This window comes from Phycisphaerae bacterium (genome assembly GCA_035384605.1).
Classification (GTDB): domain Bacteria; phylum Planctomycetota; class Phycisphaerae; order UBA1845; family PWPN01; genus JAUCQB01.
Genome location: DAOOIV010000049.1, coordinates 19332 through 38335, shown reverse-complemented (window position 1 = coordinate 38335; position 19004 = coordinate 19332). Strand labels below are relative to the sequence as shown.

The 19004-nt window shown below is 61.4% G+C and carries 14 protein-coding genes; 5 read left to right on the top strand and 9 right to left on the bottom strand.

Annotated elements, in window-relative coordinates; genetic code table 11:
* The 4 genes from PLL20_12260 to PLL20_12245 form a co-directional block, all read right to left on the bottom strand.
* On the bottom strand, nucleotides 1-973 hold a 973-nt coding region (locus PLL20_12260), incomplete at its 3' end, for a hypothetical protein (GenBank protein ID HPD30763.1).
* A gap of 32 nt (nucleotides 974-1005) precedes the next feature.
* The gene (locus tag PLL20_12255) at nucleotides 1006-1830 is read right to left on the bottom strand and encodes a hypothetical protein (protein HPD30762.1); all 825 of its coding nucleotides are present in this window, start codon (nucleotides 1828-1830) and stop codon (nucleotides 1006-1008) included.
* Nucleotides 1831-1958: 128 nt separating this feature from the next.
* Nucleotides 1959-2513, bottom strand: coding sequence for a BMC domain-containing protein (locus PLL20_12250; protein HPD30761.1), 555 nt, complete (start codon nucleotides 2511-2513; stop codon nucleotides 1959-1961).
* Nucleotides 2514-2518: 5 nt separating this feature from the next.
* Nucleotides 2519-3829: a 4Fe-4S dicluster domain-containing protein gene (locus PLL20_12245; protein HPD30760.1), complete on the bottom strand. Its 1311-nt coding sequence runs from the start codon at nucleotides 3827-3829 to the stop codon at nucleotides 2519-2521.
* A gap of 659 nt (nucleotides 3830-4488) precedes the next feature.
* On the opposite strand from PLL20_12245, the gene PLL20_12240 reads away from it, so the two are divergent.
* Nucleotides 4489-5364 carry an alpha/beta hydrolase gene (locus tag PLL20_12240; protein HPD30759.1) on the top strand — a complete coding sequence of 292 codons (876 nt, stop codon included), beginning with the start codon at nucleotides 4489-4491 and terminating at the stop codon, nucleotides 5362-5364.
* 206 nt (nucleotides 5365-5570) lie between these two features.
* Nucleotides 5571-6134 carry a VOC family protein gene (locus tag PLL20_12235; GenBank protein ID HPD30758.1) on the top strand — a complete coding sequence of 188 codons (564 nt, stop codon included), beginning with the start codon at nucleotides 5571-5573 and terminating at the stop codon, nucleotides 6132-6134.
* A 165-nt stretch (nucleotides 6135-6299) separates the two neighbouring features.
* Here PLL20_12235 and PLL20_12230 read toward each other — a convergent pair whose 3' ends face one another.
* Nucleotides 6300-7604, bottom strand: coding sequence for a hypothetical protein (locus tag PLL20_12230; protein HPD30757.1), 1305 nt, complete (start codon nucleotides 7602-7604; stop codon nucleotides 6300-6302).
* 267 nt (nucleotides 7605-7871) lie between these two features.
* Between PLL20_12230 and PLL20_12225 the strand changes: the two genes are divergently transcribed.
* From PLL20_12225 to PLL20_12215, 3 genes are all read left to right on the top strand, one after another.
* Complete coding sequence (locus tag PLL20_12225) at nucleotides 7872-11267, top strand: serine/threonine-protein kinase (protein ID HPD30756.1); 3396 nt, start codon at nucleotides 7872-7874, stop codon at nucleotides 11265-11267.
* A 412-nt stretch (nucleotides 11268-11679) separates the two neighbouring features.
* On the top strand, nucleotides 11680-12306 hold the full coding sequence (locus tag PLL20_12220; protein ID HPD30755.1) for a sigma-70 family RNA polymerase sigma factor: 627 nt from the start codon (nucleotides 11680-11682) through the stop codon (nucleotides 12304-12306).
* 161 nt (nucleotides 12307-12467) lie between these two features.
* Nucleotides 12468-13154, top strand: a complete 687-nt coding sequence (locus tag PLL20_12215) for a hypothetical protein (protein HPD30754.1) — start codon at nucleotides 12468-12470, stop codon at nucleotides 13152-13154.
* A gap of 99 nt (nucleotides 13155-13253) precedes the next feature.
* On the opposite strand, the gene PLL20_12210 is transcribed toward PLL20_12215, so the two are convergent.
* The 4 genes from PLL20_12210 to PLL20_12195 all read right to left on the bottom strand — a co-directional run bounded on the left by PLL20_12210 (nucleotide 13254) and on the right by PLL20_12195 (nucleotide 18920).
* Nucleotides 13254-14729, bottom strand: coding sequence for a zinc ribbon domain-containing protein (locus tag PLL20_12210; GenBank protein HPD30753.1), 1476 nt, complete (start codon nucleotides 14727-14729; stop codon nucleotides 13254-13256).
* Nucleotides 14730-14980: 251 nt separating this feature from the next.
* Nucleotides 14981-16087 carry a Gfo/Idh/MocA family oxidoreductase gene (locus PLL20_12205; protein ID HPD30752.1) on the bottom strand — a complete coding sequence of 369 codons (1107 nt, stop codon included), beginning with the start codon at nucleotides 16085-16087 and terminating at the stop codon, nucleotides 14981-14983.
* A gap of 60 nt (nucleotides 16088-16147) precedes the next feature.
* Complete coding sequence (locus PLL20_12200) at nucleotides 16148-17350, bottom strand: VCBS repeat-containing protein (GenBank protein HPD30751.1); 1203 nt, start codon at nucleotides 17348-17350, stop codon at nucleotides 16148-16150.
* A 496-nt stretch (nucleotides 17351-17846) separates the two neighbouring features.
* Complete coding sequence (locus tag PLL20_12195; GenBank protein HPD30750.1) at nucleotides 17847-18920, bottom strand: LysM peptidoglycan-binding domain-containing protein; 1074 nt, start codon at nucleotides 18918-18920, stop codon at nucleotides 17847-17849.
* Nucleotides 18921-19004 lie beyond the last annotated feature (84 nt).

Below are 19004 nucleotides of genomic sequence, written 5' to 3'. Positions count from 1 at the left end.
GAATACGCTGCAATTCACGCTCTGCGCGGCAGCGTAAAATGGCTAAACCGTACTTGTCTGTGACCTCGCCGGATTTGATGGTGAAGCTCTCGAAAAGCGGGGTATGCTCGATACCGCGGCGGATCGCGATCTCATACTCGCCCGGCGGCAAGGTCATATCCAACGGTCCCGGGACGCACCACCACATGCCGCCCTGACGGCCGGGGATGTTCGCCGGCCGCTGGCTGCTGTTGTGGCCGTTACCGTCGAATTGGCCGGTCAGATCGACGACGTTGCTCGGTTTGCGGTCGCGGTTGGTGGCTTTCGAAGTGATGCGGACCATGGCCGGCGTGGGCTTGCCGGTATCGTCGGACAAAACCGTCAACTTTAAGCGCCCAACCGGTGGCATGATTACCTCGACCAGCGTGCGAATCGGCTCGGCGCCGGGACGCCGGAACTCGACCGGCAACGTGATCCTGTTGGCTGGAAGAGTGTGCATGCCCAGCAGCACCCACGTGACGCCCGTCGGGGCGTAATCGATCCAAACGGTTTTTCCGTGTTCCGGCAATGACTCGTTGATGTCATAAGCGGAAAAGCTTCTTCCCTCCCCGCCATTGTCCACGCGCAGCAACAGCGCGCCGGTATCGCCGACCATCTCGTGGGGACCAAAGATCGAAGGGTTTACCCTGCCACCCTGCAACGAGATGCGCTTAAGGTTGGCGTTCTTTTCGAGCACAGCCGCCAGTCTGTTGTCTGCCTCTTTCTGACGCTTTCGGGCTTGTTCGCGGGTCCCGTCGTCCTTTGCGTTGCGCAATTGATTTTCCGCCTCGCGCATCTGGCGAAGGATCTCGTCAACTGCGGCGGCCTCGTCCTTCGTCAGCAAGTACGAGTGTCCTTGCAGCAGTGTAGCGGCAAAGTCCAATGCAACAGGCTTGGGGTTTTCGCGTTTGTCCTGAGCGGGCGCCGAAGCCGAAGAGAGCACCGCAAGGGCCATCGACGCGATCCAGCATTCTTTGATGATTCGTGTCATGTCTGACCTCCCGTCCGTATACGTCGGACAATGTATCGTCGAATGCCGCCGGCCATGCCGGCCGCAATCATGAGCAAGAGGGCTGCGCCGAGTCCGGCGGTCAACTTGTCCTGGCTCAAAGTGCCGGCCTGACCGGTGGAAGCCGCCGGACGTGGTGATTCGGATGTCACAATAGGGGCCGTCTGGCATAAAAGTCGAATCTCTCTGGGCCCTGTGGTCGCTTCGGTCAATGAAACGGGACCGCTAATGTCATCTGCGACCAGGCGAAACCCCTCGTCTGCGCTTGCGCTGAGCACGTCGATTCGCGGGGCCTCGGGCCAGAGTTCGTACCGCAAATGAATGCGACTGCCCGAACGCAGCCACTCAGGTGTTCTGGCGAACCAGGAAAGCCGCAACACGTGATGAGCCGGGACGACGTTTCGTGCGTCGAGAAGATCAATCTGAGGATCATACAGTGGAATAATCTCCAGGGCCCGATCATCCACGTCCAGCGTCAGAGCGTCGCGCAGCGAACCCTTCAGGCCGTCAATGTACGTTTTGAGTTCAGCCTCGGTGATCGCCTCATCGTGATTACGATCCATTCTGCGCCGCACGCTCAGCGAGGGATACTCGTGGAAGGTCAATTCGATGGTAACGTCGATATTGCGCCGGCTGATGCTGACTCTCGCGTCGTGGCGAATAAAGGTCATCAAAACGGCGTGGGCCTGAACGGGCGGCACATACCACAAGATCACGCCCGCGATCATCGTGACATGAAGGAATCGGATCGCGGATCGTCCGGACCGCGCGCCGGAAAGCATCGTTCTCAGCACGCTTGCCACGAAGTTGTTCTCCATACGACCGGCGTGTGCCCTGTTGAACACCGCCGAGATGAGCCCGGCGGCTTGTGGTTCGATGACACTCGTCTCTTTTGCCGTTGCCGGGGCGCGGTCTTCGGCCGCCGAGCGGCTCAGATGTACTCCTGGTACAGTTCCTTACTCGGGCCCGGGATCACGACCGCGGACACCAGCAGGCCCTTCTCGCGTACCACCTCGGCGGCGGCATCGACGCCTGACTGGCAATCAGCCACCGATCCGGTCATCAGTACGAATCCCTTGCCGCCGAGGGCCATGGCGATATGGATACGGAACAGGGTCACGGCCGCGGCCTTGGCGGCGGCGTCGGCGGCTTCCAGGACGCTGGCTGTGGAGAAGGTCTCGACGATACCCATGGCCTTCTGATGACCATCGCCGATCTGTACCGACTGGCCAAGGGCCGCAAAGACGCTCGGATGCACGTTGGGGATCAGGATCGAATCGATGACTCCGTCGGGAGCGGCGTTGAGGCCTGCCTCGACAGCGGCCTGAACCGCCGCCACCTGTCCGGTGACGATGTTGATGTATTTGCCGGAGCAGATGGTCCGTCCGAGCACCAGTCTCACGTCCGCTGCCTTGAGCATGGCATCCTGGACCTTGTACCCGATGCCCACGCTGGTCAGTTCAATCATTCCGATGGCTTCAAGCATGGCAGTCACGCCTCAATCACAATCGCATCCGACACTTCGCTGACCCGCCCGTTGATGCTCGCGTGGATCACGGCTCCCAACTGGTTCTCGGCCGGCTTGGCAACGACATCGCCGCGCTTGACGACATCGCCGACCTTAACGGCCGGCGCGGCAGGCGCACCGACGTGCTGCTTGAGCGGCAATCGCACTTTCCTGGTGATCAGCGAAGCTTCCAGCAGCGGTCCTTTGTTCTTGAAGTCAGCCAGGCCGAGCTTGCGGATCAGCCGTGCGATGGGCACGCGCCGGTTATTGAGGTGCAGTTCCGGCCGCGTCGCGACAGCCTCAACCTCCCACTTGCGCCCCTCGGCCATCAGCCGGCGCTTGTTCTGGACGCATACCTTGCTGGGGTCGAGGTCCTCGGGGCAGGCCATCATAGTGCACAGGTTGCATTCGCAGCAAAAAAGCGTACCAATCACATTGGCCTCGCCGACCATGCTGTACCCAAGAGAACGCATCGCCTTGTGCGGCTCGATGGGGTGACCCAGGAGATATCGCGGGCAGAACTCGGTGCAGAACGAACATTGATCACAGGCACTGGCCCCGATGCGGGCGGTGGCCTTCCAGTTGGCCCCGAGCACATAGCGCCGGGCCAGACGATGGTCCCTGGACAGAACGATGAGTCCCCCCGTGGTCTTGGTGACCACCTCGTTAAAGTCGGTGGACAACCTGCCCATCATGACGCCGCCGACCAGGGCAACCGGATCGTCGACCGTGGCCCCACCTGCCATGCCAATGACTTCTCGGAAAGTCACACCGACGGGTACCCGCACCGTGACCGGCTCAACGACGGCGCCGGCGACGGTAAGGAATTTCTCGGTTACCGGCCTGGCTCGTGCGACGTTCAGGGCGGTTTCCACGTTAGTGACCACTGCACCTACCGCGAGGGGGATTCTGCCTGGTGGGATGATCCGCTTTGTCACATCATACACGAGGATGAACTCGTCGCCGGTTGGGTAGCTGTCGGCCAGTTCGACGATCCGCATGCCCTCGGGCAGCTTGGGCTGAAGCAGTTCGATAACGTCGTGGTACTTGCCTTTGATACCGATTACGGCCTCGTGGGCCCCGACAAGTTGGCGAGCCTGGGACAGGCCGCTGATTACCTCGTCCGGGTAAGCCCGGAGCAATTCCTTGTCTTTGTGAAGAAGAGGCTCGCACTCGGCGGCGTTCAGGATGATGATCTCGGCCTTGGACCGGAACTTCACATGGGACGGAAAGCCGGCCCCGCCGGCCCCGACCACACCCCACGACTGAATCTGTTCAACTGATGCTTGTGGCATATCTCTCGTCGCCAGTGACTCTTGCCGCTCGGTTCCCCCGGCGGCGCCATAAGGTAACATGATCGCCACACAACCGCCAGTTGTCTTCGGCGGGGCTAATGCCCGCGGGCCCGCGACAGAACCGGCGGCACTTCTGGCGGCTGACCCGGTTGTCGTGAACGCAAGCCAGACGGCTTCAGCGGTCTTTCCCGAAGGGCAAACAGGCCGGCCGTTTTACGACTGGTTCATGGTCGGCCAATTCCTGCTTCACGGTGTTACCCCATCGAGGCCTTTTTAGCGGGCTTGTCCTTGTCGAGTAAGCCCGTTGAAACGGGCTGAGACCACAGAAAGGAAGAAGAACCGCAGGCGACCACCAACCGGCCGTACAACGGCCGGCCTATCAGCCCGCCTTTGGCGGGAAAACCTGAAGGGCCTTGATCGCCCAACCTGGACCGGTCGGCATGCCCGCCCAGACTGTCACGCACCCAACGCCCTCGTCGATCCTGTTTTGGGAGGATCAGGTACCCTGCGGCTTGAGACTGGGGGGTAGCTGAAGTAACTTGTGTGATGGCGGATCGTCGCTTCACTCTCACCGGCCCTGCGCAGTAGGATTTCGCTATGAGGTCAGAATCGCGCATCTGGCCGGAAAGGACAATTCCATGTTGCAGTCGATGAGGAGTATGTGTCTGTTCGTTGCCGTCTGGCCATGTGTGATTCCCGCAGCGCTCGCAGATGAGCCAAAGGTCGAGCTCTTGTGGCCCAACGGGGCGCCCGGAGCCAAAGGGAACGAGGATGGAGACAAGCCGTCGCTGACGATCTATCTACCCCTGAAGGAGAAAGCCACCGGCGCGGCCGTGGTGATCTGCCCGGGCGGGGGATATGGCAACTTGGCGATGGACCATGAGGGGCACCAGGTGGCCCGGTGGCTCAACTCGAACGGCATCGCCGGCTTCATCCTGAAGTACCGCCACCGCGGCACGGGTTACGGGCACCCGGCGCCTTTGCAGGATGCCCAACGGGCCATCCGCATGGTTCGCAGCCGGGCGAAGGAGTGGAACATCGTTCCCGACCGGATCGGCATCCTGGGTTTCTCGGCCGGCGGGCACTTGGCTTCGACGGCCGGGACGCATTTCGACAAGGGCAATGCCGAGGCCGCTGATCCGATCGACCGGGTCAGTTGCCGGCCCGACTTCATGGTCCTGGTCTACCCGGTGATCTCCTTCACCGAACCGTTCGCCCACGCGGGCTCGCGCAAGAACCTCCTGGGCGCCGAGCCGGACCCCAAGCTGGTCGAGAACCTTTCGAACGAGAAGCAAGTCACGCCCGACACACCGCCAACGTTCCTTTTGCACACGGATCAGGATAGCGGAGTGCCTGCCGAGAACAGCGTGGCCTTTTACCTCGCCTTGCGGCGCGCCAAGGTGCCGGCCGAGATGCACATCTATGCCAAGGGCCCGCACGGGTTCGGCCTGGGAAAGAAGGGCGAAGCGGTCGCCACATGGCCCGATCGGTGTGTCGACTGGATGCGCGAGCAGGGCCTGCTTGATCGGAAATGAATCGGCTGGCATGCTTAAGACTGCAAGACAAGCAATGCCCCTTTGGCAAGCGGGTCTTGTTTGTCAGTGGGCGTGCAGGAGAAGTACGAATTGGCTCCGGGTGAGGCTCAAGAACCTGCGACCCGCCATCTGGCCGGTCCGATGGCGCAGTCGATCGTCGAGTTCGCGGACAAGACTCGCCTTGCGAGATTGTCAAGGAGGTTTCCATGCGTTACACGATGATATTGTCGGTCCTGATTCTGTTTGCCGGTTGCGCGGCCACCCGGTCTCCGACGGCCGGGCCGGCGAGGGAGGCTCTGATGAACGGTTATAGCACTGCGCGCGTTGATTTCGGGATCGTCGTCAGCGACATCGATAAGGCAGCGCAATTCTACAAGAATGCGCTCGGGCTCGTGGAGGTGGAAGGTTTCGATGTTCCGGCCGACATGGGCAGGAACTCGGGTCTCAGTGACAACCAACCCTTTCACGTGCGGGTTTTCAAGGTGGCCGACGACGAAAACGCAACCCAGGTCAAGATCATGCAATTCAAGGGTGCTCCGGGCAAGCGAGTGGATAACACGTTCATTCATTCCAGCTTCGGCATCCGCTACTTGACTTTTTACGTCCAGGATATCGCCGCCGCCGCTGAGCGGGTCCGCAGGGCCGGCGGCACGGTCATCGCCAACGGCCCGGTTGAACTGCCCAAGGAACTGGCGCCGGGCGTCTTTCTGGCTGTCGTGCGTGATCCGGACGGAAACATGGTCGAACTTGTGGGGCCGAAGAAACAGTGAGCCTCGGGCAACGGGTCGATTCGGGCCCGCCCGCCGCACGTGCGGATGCCGAGGAAATGCCGCGGCGAGCGAGAAGACGACGTCGCCTGCAATTCCCCTCCGAAAGCGAGTCGTGATCATGCCGTATCGCGCGGCGATTCTCGCCGTAATCGATAGCTCCCAAGCTCAGCGGGCGCCGACGCAGTACACGGTTGTGCCGCCGACAATCGTGCGCTCGACCGCAACGGAATAGGAGCCCGCGCTGCCGGCGATCGAAAGCACTGCGAGATCCGCCGGCGCTCCGGTGGCCAGCGTCCCGTAACCTTCGCGGTTCAAGCCGGTCAGGCCGCACGCGTTCGTCGAACAGATTCTCGCGGCGGCCGTCACGGCCTCCTCAAAAGGCAGCGCGTCGTGCTTGCGGGTCCATATGCCCGGCAAGGGGCGGCTGAGCCAGTTCAGGATGTTGGCAAAAACACGGTCCATGGTGATGTTCGCAGAGAACAGCGTGTTCTTCTTTCCGACCACGGCGAAGTATTCTCCGTTCTCGCTGATCTCTCCGCAGATACCGCCGAGACTGAATTCGCCGGTCATACCCGAGCCCGCCACGTACATGGCGTCGGTGATGCCGATGATCCTGTCCAGGCCCTTGCGTCGCATGATGTCGCGCACGTAAGCAGGGTTGACGTGATAGCCGTCGAGTATCAGTTCCGCGTAGATCTCATCGAACGAGAGAACCGCCTCGATGGAGCCGCCGCCGTCGAACACCTTGGTGGAACCGCCGGTCGGGCCGTTGGTGAAATGAACCGCATACTTGAGGCCGGCCTTGATGGCATCGGCCCATTGCACGCAGGTGGCGTCGACGTGGCCGGCACCCACGACGATGCCTTTGGCGGTCAGATACTCGATCAAATCGCAGCTTCGGCGGCCGTAATCGGGAACAACGTTGGCCAGCTTGATCATGTTCCTGCTCTGGATGCGGTCGAACGATTCCCGCGAGTGCTCAAGTACGTATTCCGGATTCATTGCACCGCATAAGCGCGGGTTGAGGAACGAACCCTCGAGAAAACCGCCGCGCAGCCTCGCACCGTTGATCGTGCCGGATGAACGGGCCATGTGCTCGCTCAGGTACCTGAAGCACCTGTCCAGCGTGTCGACGGGTGCGGCCCAAGTTCCGACATAGAAACCGGTCACACCGTACTGGCAAAGCCGTTTCTGCAGCATGTCGAAGCCATGCCGATACGCGGACTCGCTGACGTCGAAAGTCTCCGTTGCCGGATCGTACATGCCCAGGGTGAACTCGAAAAGGTTGAAACCGTGAAAATGGATGTCCACGAACCCGGGAACAACATACTTGCCGGTAAGGTCAATCTCCTGATCGCAGGCCGCTGAATCGTCGGGCAGGACGATTCTGCCGTTTCTCAAAACCATGTCGGCCCGCACGACGCCTTCGGGTGTAACCAGGAACGCGTTCTTCAATCTTGTGCCAGGCATTCAATCGTATCCTTCCCGTGACCTGCCGCCGTCCATGATACCACGGCCCATGTCCGTCCGTCTTGCCTTGGCCGGCTCAGGGGCGGCCGTCGCGGAGAAAGGCTGCCCTGCGGTGCAGTGTGAGCACTCAAGTCCACGACCCGCAACCCTGGCAGGCCCGACCGCATTCGTTGACGCCGCAGAACAGCCGACATACAAGACCCAGGGGCCGTTTTGTGCGATAATATCAGGGGCCTTCGGCAGGCAGTCGAGGCTAGGTGATTCTGCATGGCAGACCCGCAAGCGGATTCTCGAGACGAGCGGATTGGCCGCATCCTGAACGAATACCTGGACCGCGCCCAGCGGGGTGAGCCGGTTGACGAGCAGGAACTGCTGAAAACCAACCCGGACATCGCCGACGAGTTGCGGGAGCAATTCAGCCTCGTCCGCCACGTGAGTCCGTTGTCGTCCCACGGTGCCCAAGGGGCACGGATAAACATTGCCGTGCCGCCGGATCTGTTGCCCGGCTACGAAATCCTGGGCGAGATTCACCGAGGCGGTCAGGGCGTCGTCTACCGGGCCTTGCAGAAAGCGACCCGACGCAAGGTGGCCATCAAGGTCATGCGCGAGGGGCCGTTTGCCGGCTGGCGAGACCGCACCCGCTTCGAGCGCGAAGTCCGGATCCTGGGAGCGCTGAATCATCCCAGTATCGTGACCATCCACGAGAGCGGCACGGCGTCGGGATACCACTTCTTCGTCATGGACTATATTGAGGGTCCGCCGCCGGACGTGTGGCTCAGCAGTCGCCCGCGATCGATCAAGGAAATCCTCCGGCTGTTCGCCGAAATCTGCGCCGCCGTCAATGAAGCTCACATCAAAGGTATTATTCATCGCGACCTCAAGCCCGGCAACATCCGCATTGATGAGGCAGGCAGGCCGCATATCCTGGATTTCGGCTTGGCGAAATTGACCGCCCAGGAAGGCGGCGGAGCCGACGCGGCAGACATGACCGTAGTCGGCCAATTCGTCGGCAGCCTGCCCTGGACCAGCCCCGAGCAAGCTCAAGGAACACTCGACAGCATCGACATGCGCACCGATGTGTACGCCCTCGGTGTGATTCTCTATCAGATGCTGACCGGCACGTTCCCGTATGAGGTCACCGGCCCCATGCGCGACGTGCTCAATCGGATCGTCAGCGACGAACCGGTGCGTCCGAGCACCGTCCGCAAAGGCATCGACCGTGATCTCGAGGCGATCGTCCTCCGCTGCTTGCGGAAGGAACCGCATCGTCGATACCAGACGGCGGGCGAATTGGAGCGCGATATCGAGCGCTATTTGAAGGGCGAAGCGGTGTCTGCCAGAAGCGACAGCGGGCTGTATGTTCTCCGCAAGACGCTGCGACGGTATCGTGTTCCGGTGGCCGTGGCAGCGGCATTTGCCGTGCTCCTCGGCGTGTCGCTGCTCGCATCGATATCCCTCTGGCGACAGGCGGTGGCCGAGCGGGACCGCGCCATCGCCGCCCAGCGAGAGCAGGATCGGTTGCGCTCCCTCGCGGATGCGAAGGCATCCGAAGCGGAACAGGCAAGAGGATTTGCCGAACGAGAGCGAATCCGCGCCGAAGATCAGGCCGAACAGCTTCGGCGAACGACCTATGTCAATCGGATGGTCCTCGCTCAGACCGCGTATGAGCAGAGATACCTGACTCAGACTCACCAGTTGCTCGATGCTTGCCCCACGGACTTGCGAGGTTGGGAGTGGCACTACCTGTCACGACTGTCAAAGGAACCGACTCTGCTCGACGTCCGCGCGGATGCGGAGTGTGTGGTCTCGCTGGCCTTGAGTGCAGACGGTCGTCGCCTCGCCACCGGCGGATGCGACGGCGTGATCAGAATCTGGGACAGCACCACGGGCGCGGCGATCACGCAACTGAAGGGACACGCCGACCAGGTCAACGCCCTCGCGTTCAGCCCCGACGACCAGTGGATGGCTTCGGGTGGTCGCGACAAGACCCTGCGGTTGTGGGATTGGAGACGCGGCTCGCACAGGGTTCTCCAGGAAGGCCGGCAGTATCTCAATGCCGTGCAGTTCAGTCCTGATGGTTCAGGTCTTGCCGCTGCCGGGCAAGGCAGAGTGTTGGCTTTCTGGGACGTCCAGAGCGGGCAGCTCATCTGGGAAACGCCCGCTCACGACAAGGAAATCGCGTGCGTTGCCTATCGTCCTGACGGCAGGCAGGTGGTCAGCGGTGAACTGCTCAACCCCTCCGCCGGCGACTGCAAGATCAGAGTCTGGGATGTTGCCACCGGCCAAAGCATACGGGAGTTCTCCGGCCCCCCCGGTGCGGTGCTGTGCATCGCGTTTTCGCCCGACGGGACCCGGATGGCCGTGGGCGGCGGCGTTTCTCCTGCCAGGAGGGATGCTCAGGGCACACTGAAGGTTTTCGACGGCGCCACCTGGGAAGAACTGCTGTCGCTCCGCGGCCATGAGGGATTCGTTGATGCGGTGGCCTTCAGCCCCGACGGCACACTGCTGGCCTCAACCGGCGTTCCTCGCGCGCCGACATTCGCCATGGAGTCGGATCGCACTTTGAGAGTCTGGAACGCGACCACAGGTGAGGAGTTGTACACTCATTCCGCCCACAGCCGCGGCGGCAGGGGGGTGGCCTGGAGCCAGGACGGAAGTCGGATCTTCTCAGTCGGCATGGATGGCAGACTGAAAGCTTGGCCGAGGACGCTTCCGCCGGAAGCCCGTGTGTGGCAGGGATACGCAGGTTCGGTGCTCCGCGTTGTGTTCAGCCCGGATGGCAAACGCATCGCTTCCTGTGGAGCAGAGAGTGAAAACGATCTGGCGACGGAGCAGGCGTCGGACGATGCCATCCGGGTATGGGACAGGCAAACGGGTACGCTGCTCATGACGCTGGCCGGGCACACCGGCGCCGTGCTCGCTTTGGTCTGGAGCCCTGACGGCAGGTATGTCGCATCGGGAAGCGCGGATCGAACCATTCGCGTGTGGGATGCGAGTGACGGTTCTCGACAGTTCTTGTTCCCAAGCCCGGACGGAGCCGTGCGAGACGTTGCCTTTTCGCCCGACGGTACCTTGGTGGCCGGCGTCGCCGGTTATGCCACCACTGTCTGGAGCCTGGTCGATGGAGAGGAACAGCTACACCTGTGGCACAATGCTACGCCTCTGACGATTGCCTTCAGCCCCAACGGCCGGTGGATTGCAGCCGGTCTGGCACGCGGTGAGATCGGGATCTGGGATCGCGAATCCGCGGGCGAGGTGCGGACGATTGGGTTTGAGAAACCTCTGAACGGCGCGTGGTTCGGTCCCGCTTCCACAGTCATTGCGAGTGCCCATACCGACGGCAGCATCAATTTGTGCGATGTGAAGACGGGCAGCCTGCTATCCGCGATGCAAGGTCCCCAACAATCGGTTGAATGGCTTGACTTCAGCCCGGACGGGCGGCGGATCGTCTCATGCTCCGCAGACACGATCATCAGGGTCTGGGACGTCGCCAGTGCCAGCCAGGTCTACACCATCCGGGCGCACGATGCCCCGGTGATGTGCGCTCGGTTCTCGCCTGATGGGATGGCCATAGCCACCTGTGGGCAGGACGGCACGATCAAGATATGGGAGGCTCAGACGGACACGTTGCCGCGACCAGCATCGAGAACAGGTGCTGAGTAGAGCTCGGGTACCGGAAACCACGAACGGGGCGAGAGTCGGCGGCTTGCAGGAATGCGTTTTTGATCGGTCGCCAGATGACCGGACGGAGTCACAGAGATCCCGCGTAAAAAGCCGGGTGCCCGGAAGCATGGCCGAGTCTTCAAGAGGAGGCTACCAGACTCAGGCAATCCTTCCGGGCACCCTGGGCTGTTTCGTTTCTGGTAGTGTCATGAACGAAAAAGACCGCCGGATCTAACGCCAAGAGAGTGTTTTTTTTCTGAGGCCACCGCTGGAGGCGAATACGATCTGGCGTGGCTAGGTGGCCGTCCGATAACGGGTATGGCCGCAAGTTGACCAGATCGAAGCGATAAAGTATTATTAGTACAGTGGTTATCTCAATCTTTGTTCCCTCAAGTACGGGTTGGGATTCCTCATGGAAGAGGCGAAGTTCAGGAAGACCATGGCTGAGGTGCAAGCTGGCAAGGTGGCAGCCATGGACTCCCTGCTGCTGGCCAGTTACGATCCACTTCGGGCAGCTATTGCCCAACAAATGAGCGATGTGTTGAGGAAAGCCCAGCTCGAGCCCGAGGATGTCATCCAGGAGACCTATGCGGCCGCCTGGGCCAGCCTGCCTAAGAGTCAGTTCGAGAGCTTCGAGGCGTTTCTCGGCTGGCTGCGTCAAATCGCGGAAAACAAGCTGATCGACATGCACCGGGCAATCGTCGCGGACAAACGTGACGTGCGACGGCAGGGGGCCGCATGGGGCGTCAAGAGCGGGTCGTACGTCGACCTGTTGGATCAGGTGACCTCGCCCATGGCGACCCCCAGCCGCGGGGCGGCCCGCAACGAGGCACTAGCCGTTTTGATGGTTCGGCTCCAACAACTGCCTGAGGACTATCGTCAGGTCATTCATTGGCGGCTGATCGAAGGCCTACCCGTGGCGGAGGTGGCTGGTCGTCTTGGCCGCAGCGAGGCGGCCGTTCACATGCTCTTCCACCGCGCCTTGAAACAACTCCGCGAACTGATGGGTGCCTCTTCGGACTACCTGAGCCAAGCCTGACTGATCGAGTCGCCCAGCGACGCGTTGTTCAGTCTTCTGTATTGAACACCGCGAGGATAAGCCTGGGTCATCAGACGACTCTGGCGGGACACATCCATAAGCCTTGCCTGCGGGGGCGATGCCTCGCTCACACTGCCACACTGCCTGCAAAGAGGTCACGATTGAACGTAGTGTCTCAGGCCGATACCATGCCCGTGCAACATCTCGGTCGCGAGCACGTTGCGATCAATTCCATGGAGGCCGCCGTGAAGTGCCCGTTCTGTGCCGAAGAGATCCAGGATGCCGCCATACTGTGTCGGTTTTGTGGAGCGGTCAAGCAAGACGGGCAGTGGTATCCGCCCGCTCGGCCCACGGTGGAGGCCCCCCGACGCAAGGGGTCCTTCACAATCAAATCGGCCGGGGTGCTGTTCATCATTTCTGGGGCATATACGCTGATTACCGCGACCTCTGAAGTGCCCCTGTTCGGCGCTATGCGAGGGGGCCTGGTCGCGCTGGCCTACAACCTGGGCTTTGCAGCTCTGTTCCTGGGTATCGGCATCGGATTGGTCATCGGCAAGCCTTGGGGTTACGGCCTGATACTGAGCGGCACCGCCCTGTACAGCGTCGACAAGATTCTCCTCATGTTGGACAAGCCGGCGCAGGAGGCCTACTTCGCCGCAGAGAGCAGCGTGCAATCGCTAGCTGCTTTCATCGGCCTGCAGGAGGCTGATCTTCAGGCAGTGTGGAGCCAAGCGATCATCATGGGCTGCCTGATCAGCCTGGGCTGCTGGTGGGGTTTCGCATTGTACATCTACGTCAGGCGGGACTACTTTCGGCAGAGCGCGCCGCGAGCGGCGGTCGGACGGTGAAAGGGCTCGTCTCTTGGGCCGAACGGTCCTGTCGTCTTGAAGACCTGTCGTGACTGCGGTTGATCACCGTGGCTGTGAGGAGACGGAATGACTCGTCTCTTAAGAGGTCAGGGCGCTCTCACCCTCCTCCAGATCCTCGCGTTGCAGCGGCACGTTCTCGAGAAGGATCTCTTGCCCCCAGATCCGGTCATAGAGTGTCGCCTTCTCTGCCAGCTCAACAGATGGAGTCAGGATCACGTCGAGTGTTGTGACGTGCGGCGCGGGCCGGGCTATCTCGCCTCCCAAACCGCCATAGTCAAACCGGCCCGTCGGGCCAACGCAGAAGCTACCTCGCCAGACCTCCTGGCCGGCGAGTTTTACGACGACGACCGACGCGATTGAGATCGGGAGCCCCTGCCCATGGATTGTCAGCTCCAGCGTGGATTTCGTTTCCGATCGTGCGAACAGTCTGGCGGTAGCCGAGAGTTGGCCAAGCGCCATCGGATTCAGCTTCTCATCGATCACCAGATCGACGGCCGGGCGGTCGGGTGCAACGATTTCGACCGGAACGGTCACCGTTGTGTTCCACCTGCAACGGGTCTTGGGCCATCGTTCGGCCTGGCCGGGCTTCATGCTATTGTCCGTCTTGAAAGGCCTGAACTCGTCGATCAGCCCCGTGTCGACTTCAAAGACGAGATTGTGCTTTCCCGCCGAGATATCACTGACGACTTTGCCACGAATCATGGACCAGGGACCGCCCCCGCTGAGATCGTCGGGGTCGGCCGGCTTGCGATCGTCCCGAAAGGGGTCAGACACCCCCAGTTCTCCGGCTCCCTCAAGTCGAGTTCGTGACAAAGCCATGACCAACTTCAGTCCAGGCAGACTCCAGCCGGTGCCGTAGCTAAGCTCGAACGTGAATGGCTGCCCCTGCCGCAGGCGACTGCGGGCTTTCACATCCGGCTGTGCCCCATAAAATGCTTGGCCCAGACGCACAAGTTGTTCATCTGAGATGAAGCCGGCTTTGTCCGCGGCAGCGACGAATCTGTCACACCAGTGCAAGGGCTCACGCCAGCCGCTGGGTTTCGTCTGCATGTGCTTGATCAACTGGTCGATGGCGACCGCGGTATCCCGTTTCGACAGTTGGCCCGCGTTCAACCGCCGCTCGAGTTCCTGCCAGTCCCACGGCTGGCTGGCGGTGGTTGCCAGGTTGGCAATGAGCGTGCTGCTCGGGAGAGAGGCACGCGAGGCCGGTGTCATGGGGCCAACACGTGAACGCATCAGCACAAGTCGCAAGCCGACAGGGACGACGAAGACAGCGACAATCAGCCCCAGCCCGACCAGGATCGATCGCGGCCGGCGCTGGTACTCGGCAAATCGGATGGCCCGCCTGACGGTGAGGTCCGACCCGCATTCCGGACAGACGACGTTCACGTCCGGCTTGATCCATCGGAGGTCGTACCCGCACCGCGTACACCTCGGATCGCTCAATACGGGAACACCGCGTATGCCGCGGAAGATGAAGATGACCCCGACGATCAGGGCGCTGCCGATCAGAAGCAGCAGGATCAGTTCGGGTATTGCCGGGCCGCTCTGCATCGGAAAACCCCCTGTTCCATGACACGCGTGAACCGATCGGATGCTACCGGCCTTGGGCGGGCTGGTCAATTCGGAGGATCAGCGAGTACATCGGAGAAGGGTGACTCTGGTGATGAAGCCCCTTGTGCATGTGACGACAATGAGGATCCGAATCCGGGATCAGCGGATCGCGGCCGGAGATCGCTCCCACAGCGGTCGGCTCTATCGCACCAGACCACGGGGATAAACCCCGTGGCTCGTCAAGGTTGGACTCAGAACTGCGGGATCTTCACCCGCGCGCCACCCTTCATCGCCGATTCGTGGGCGCAGATACCGGCCATGGTCCAGTTGACGCTGGTCTTGACGTCGGGCATGGGCGGGCGTCTCTCAATGATCGACGTGATGAACTCGTGGGCCAGATGCGGGTGGGAGCCGCCGTGGCCGCTGCCCTGCTTGAAAGACAGGTGCACGTTTTGCTCCAAGTCGTAGACGCCCTTGGTGGTAAACGGCCGGATCGACTCGGGCAGCAGATGGGCGTAGTCCGGGATCGTCACCCGCTCAGGCTGTTCGCCGCGGTGCAGGATGGCCGGCTCGTGCTCGATCTGGGGTGATTCGAACGATACCTTGTCGCAGTACACGTCGAAGCTCTCGCGGTACTGCCGGGCTGTCTCAAAGAGGCTACGGGTTACCTCGCACACCAGGTTCGAGTTCTTGAGCTTAATGGTGGCGGTCTCGACGGCGAAGGGCGATCCGTACTTTCGCGTGAGCTTCGGGCTGATCCGCCCCGAGCCGTGGCAGACCACCGACTCGGCCAGCTTGCCCGCCAGGCACAGGCACGGGCTCACACAGTGTGTGGCGTAGTGCATCGGCGGCAGGCCTTCCCAATAGCCGGGCCAGCCGGCCATTTCCTGCTGATGCGAACCGCGAAGGAACTGGATACGCCCAAGGACACCAGTCTCGTAAAGCTCCTTGACGAAGAGAAACTCGCGACTGTAGACCACGGTCTCCATCATCATGTAGTTGCGGCGGGCTTTTTTCTGGGCCTCGACCAGCTTGCGACAGTCCGACACCGAGGTCGCGGCCGGAACGGTGCACGCCACGTGCTTTTTCGCCTTGAGGCCGGCGATGCTCATCGGAGCGTGGTCGGGAATCGGCGTGTTGATATGTACGGCGTCGACGTCGGGGTCGTTCAGCACGTCCTCGTAGCTGGTATAGCGCTTGGCAACGCCGAAGGCGTCACCGATCTGATCGAGCTTCTCCCGGTTCCGCTGGCAGATGGCGTACATCTCCGCGTGCGGATGCTTCTGGTAGATCGGGATGAACTCCGCCCCAAACCCCAGCCCAATGATCGCAACCCGGACCTTCTTGTCGTTTGCCATGACTTGCTCCTCTGAAAGGGACGACAACATCATCCCGGCTTCGAGGCAAGTTGACAAGGGTTACTTGTTCGGCCCGCGATTGAAGAGTATGTACGTTCCGCTCTTGCCAGCCACGGCCAGATCCAGCTTCTTGTCCCCATCGAGGTCCGCGACCCGGATCTGCATGCCCGAACCGATCTTCTCACCGTAGCTGATGACGTCTTTATCGAAGGACTTGGTTTTGTCGTTCCAGATGAAGCGCATCAGGCACTGCGGATCGGCCGCGCCGGGGTCGCCGTCGCCGTGAGCCCGATACCTCTTTCCGGTGATGATCTCCTTGCGGCCATCGTCGTCGAGATCGGTCCAGACCAGGCAATGAACCTGCGAGAAGCTCTTGTCGATCTCGTGCTGCGCCCAAGTGGGCTCTCCGTCCTTCGCCGGCCCCTGCTCCATCCAGAACAAGCCGTAGTCGTGGGCTTTGCCGTAAATGATGTCGTTCCTGCCGTCGCCGTTGACATCCACGACCAGGCAAGGCACGCTGCTATGATCCATTTTGAATCCGTTGTGTTTGTGGAACGGCCATGGCTTCTCGGCCCAGTCGCTTGACGGCTGCTCGAACCAGCCGCCGGGCAGGACGATGTCGGATCGCTTATCACCGTTGATGTCCCCGACGCCAATGCCGTGACCGGTTTGCGGCTTACCGATCTCCACCTTCTCGAATTGCGGCGCAGCACCGTTCCTGCCCAGCTTCACGCGGATGATAGTCATGGGCTTCTCGGCGGTCCAATGGTTGAGAATCAGTTCGGGGACCTTGTCGCCGTCAATATCCTGAAGGAGCGTGCCCTCACAAGTGTTTTGTCCGTCAACGATGAAGTGCTGTTTCCACGCTCGGCCCTCAGCCAATCCTTCCTTGCCAGGGTTCTCATACCAGTAAACCTTGTCCGAAAACCATGAGGCGGAGATGACGTCCGGGTAGCCGTCGCCGTTCAGATCGATGGCGTGGTCGCCGTTGTTCTCGAAGAACTCCTTGTTGTTGATGCCGACGTCGCGGACCGGGTGCGGCGTCCAGTTCGGGGCCTCAAACCACAGCGGCCCGGAAATGATATCCAGCTTCCCGTCGCGGTTGACGTCAACGACGTCGATCCCTTCGTTGAGATTGTCGACGAGGCTGACCTTCTCCCATTTGATCCTGGTTCGGGGCAAGTCAGCGGCTCCGGCGATGGCAGTCCCGTAGAAAGCGGCTCCAAGTGGCAACGCAAGAAGAAAGGTGCGGTTCGGTCGCATGATGCTGGCAAACCTCCCGTATGGAAAAAACGACAAATCAGACTTCCTGCTGGCGGTCTTCAGGGCGGTATTGTAGCGGCATCTCATGACTCTTTGTAACGGTCGGGGGCTTTACCGCAGATGCGTAACCGTCTGGCAGAGGATGCGTATTGTGCCTCGGAGCGAGCGGCAGCTCGGCCACGAGGTACCGCCGAGGCGATTCAAGGGGAGCCCCGTCTCTCAGAGCTTTGACAGCTCCCCCTCTCGTTGTAAGCTACTATTTTGGAATGACTTATGTCGAGGAACGATGCTTATCGCCGAATTGGCAGGAAGGGAGACTGTCGAGTTTGACGATACCCGGTTCAACACCTTGCAGGGCGGCTCTGGGGCGTTGGCCGAACAAACGGTCTGCCTGGGTGAAAGGCCCTGCCAAGCGCGCCTATCCCTGCATGCGGTTCTGCCCCATGTCCTTGCCTGCTTGAACTGAACAAGAATGCATGGCGCGGTACGGGTCGCGTCACCGTGAGGCTGGTCTAGTTGCGGTCGTATTGAGCGCCGACAGGTTAGCGCCCTCTGGCAGCTCGATCACCAGCCCGGGTCGCAGGTTGCGTCGATCACCTCTGAGACGTTCCTTGTTGTGCTCGAAAAGCTCAGTCCAATTGGTCGTGCCCATGAACCGCTTTGCAAGGGACTCCCAACTGTCACCTGCCTTGACTGTGTAGGCTCGTTCTGCCGCCGCAGGCTCGGGTGATGGAAGGCGTCTGGCGGAAAGCATCAGGCTCAGATCGGGTGTCTTCGCCGGTTCGGCTCCGGTACGGAGTGGGGAGGGCGTCGGCGAGGGAACGGCCGAGGGTGCCGGTGACGGTGCGACGGCGCTACCCGAGACCGCGTCTGGGTTAGGCGGGATCACGATCTTCATGCCTGGGCGAAGTTTGCGCGGATCCCTGTCCGGGTTGGCATTCTGGATCAGGTCTGCGTGCTTTGCGTGACCAAAGTACTTGACCGCCAGCCCGCTGAATGTATCGCCTGGCTGGATCACGTGTTCCCTTTTTGTCTTGGCAAGGTCGCTTTCCACGGTCGGCGTGGGTTTGGGTGCGGGCGGACTCGGCGCGATGGGCGAAGCTACCATCGACGACTCGATTGGTGGAGTCAGCGGCCCCGTCACGATCGAGGGTGCTGTGTCAGGCGGGCGATCGGCGATGGCCGGACCGGTCGTCGGCGGCTGCAGTATCCCCCCGGGGCGGGTGGTCGAACCTGTTGTTGGCCGGGCATCACCGACAAGCGGACGTGCCTGTTCGGGGCGGGTTGCAGAGCCTCGCGGCGGGGTGTCCGCCTCTGAGATCCGGGGCTTCCTTCCACTGACGCCGGATGGGACACCGGTTTGGGGCGTCCGCTGCCCCTGCCGGGGGGGCGTGTCAGCCGCCCTGCGGGAAGTGGACGGGCCGACAGCCAACGGATCATCGTCCTGTAGAGCACGAGCCATTTCCGGTTCTTGCGACTTGCCTGTACCCATCCGAGTGGCCGCGTAGTAGGTTCCCAGACCGATCACAACGACTCCAACACCAATGGCTACCTTGGTTACCAGTTGCATTGTTCTACACCTCTGAGAATTGCCGTTCGAAGCGACTCAACGGACCCCTCTCTATCCTATGAACCCCGCACTGATGGGTCGGCC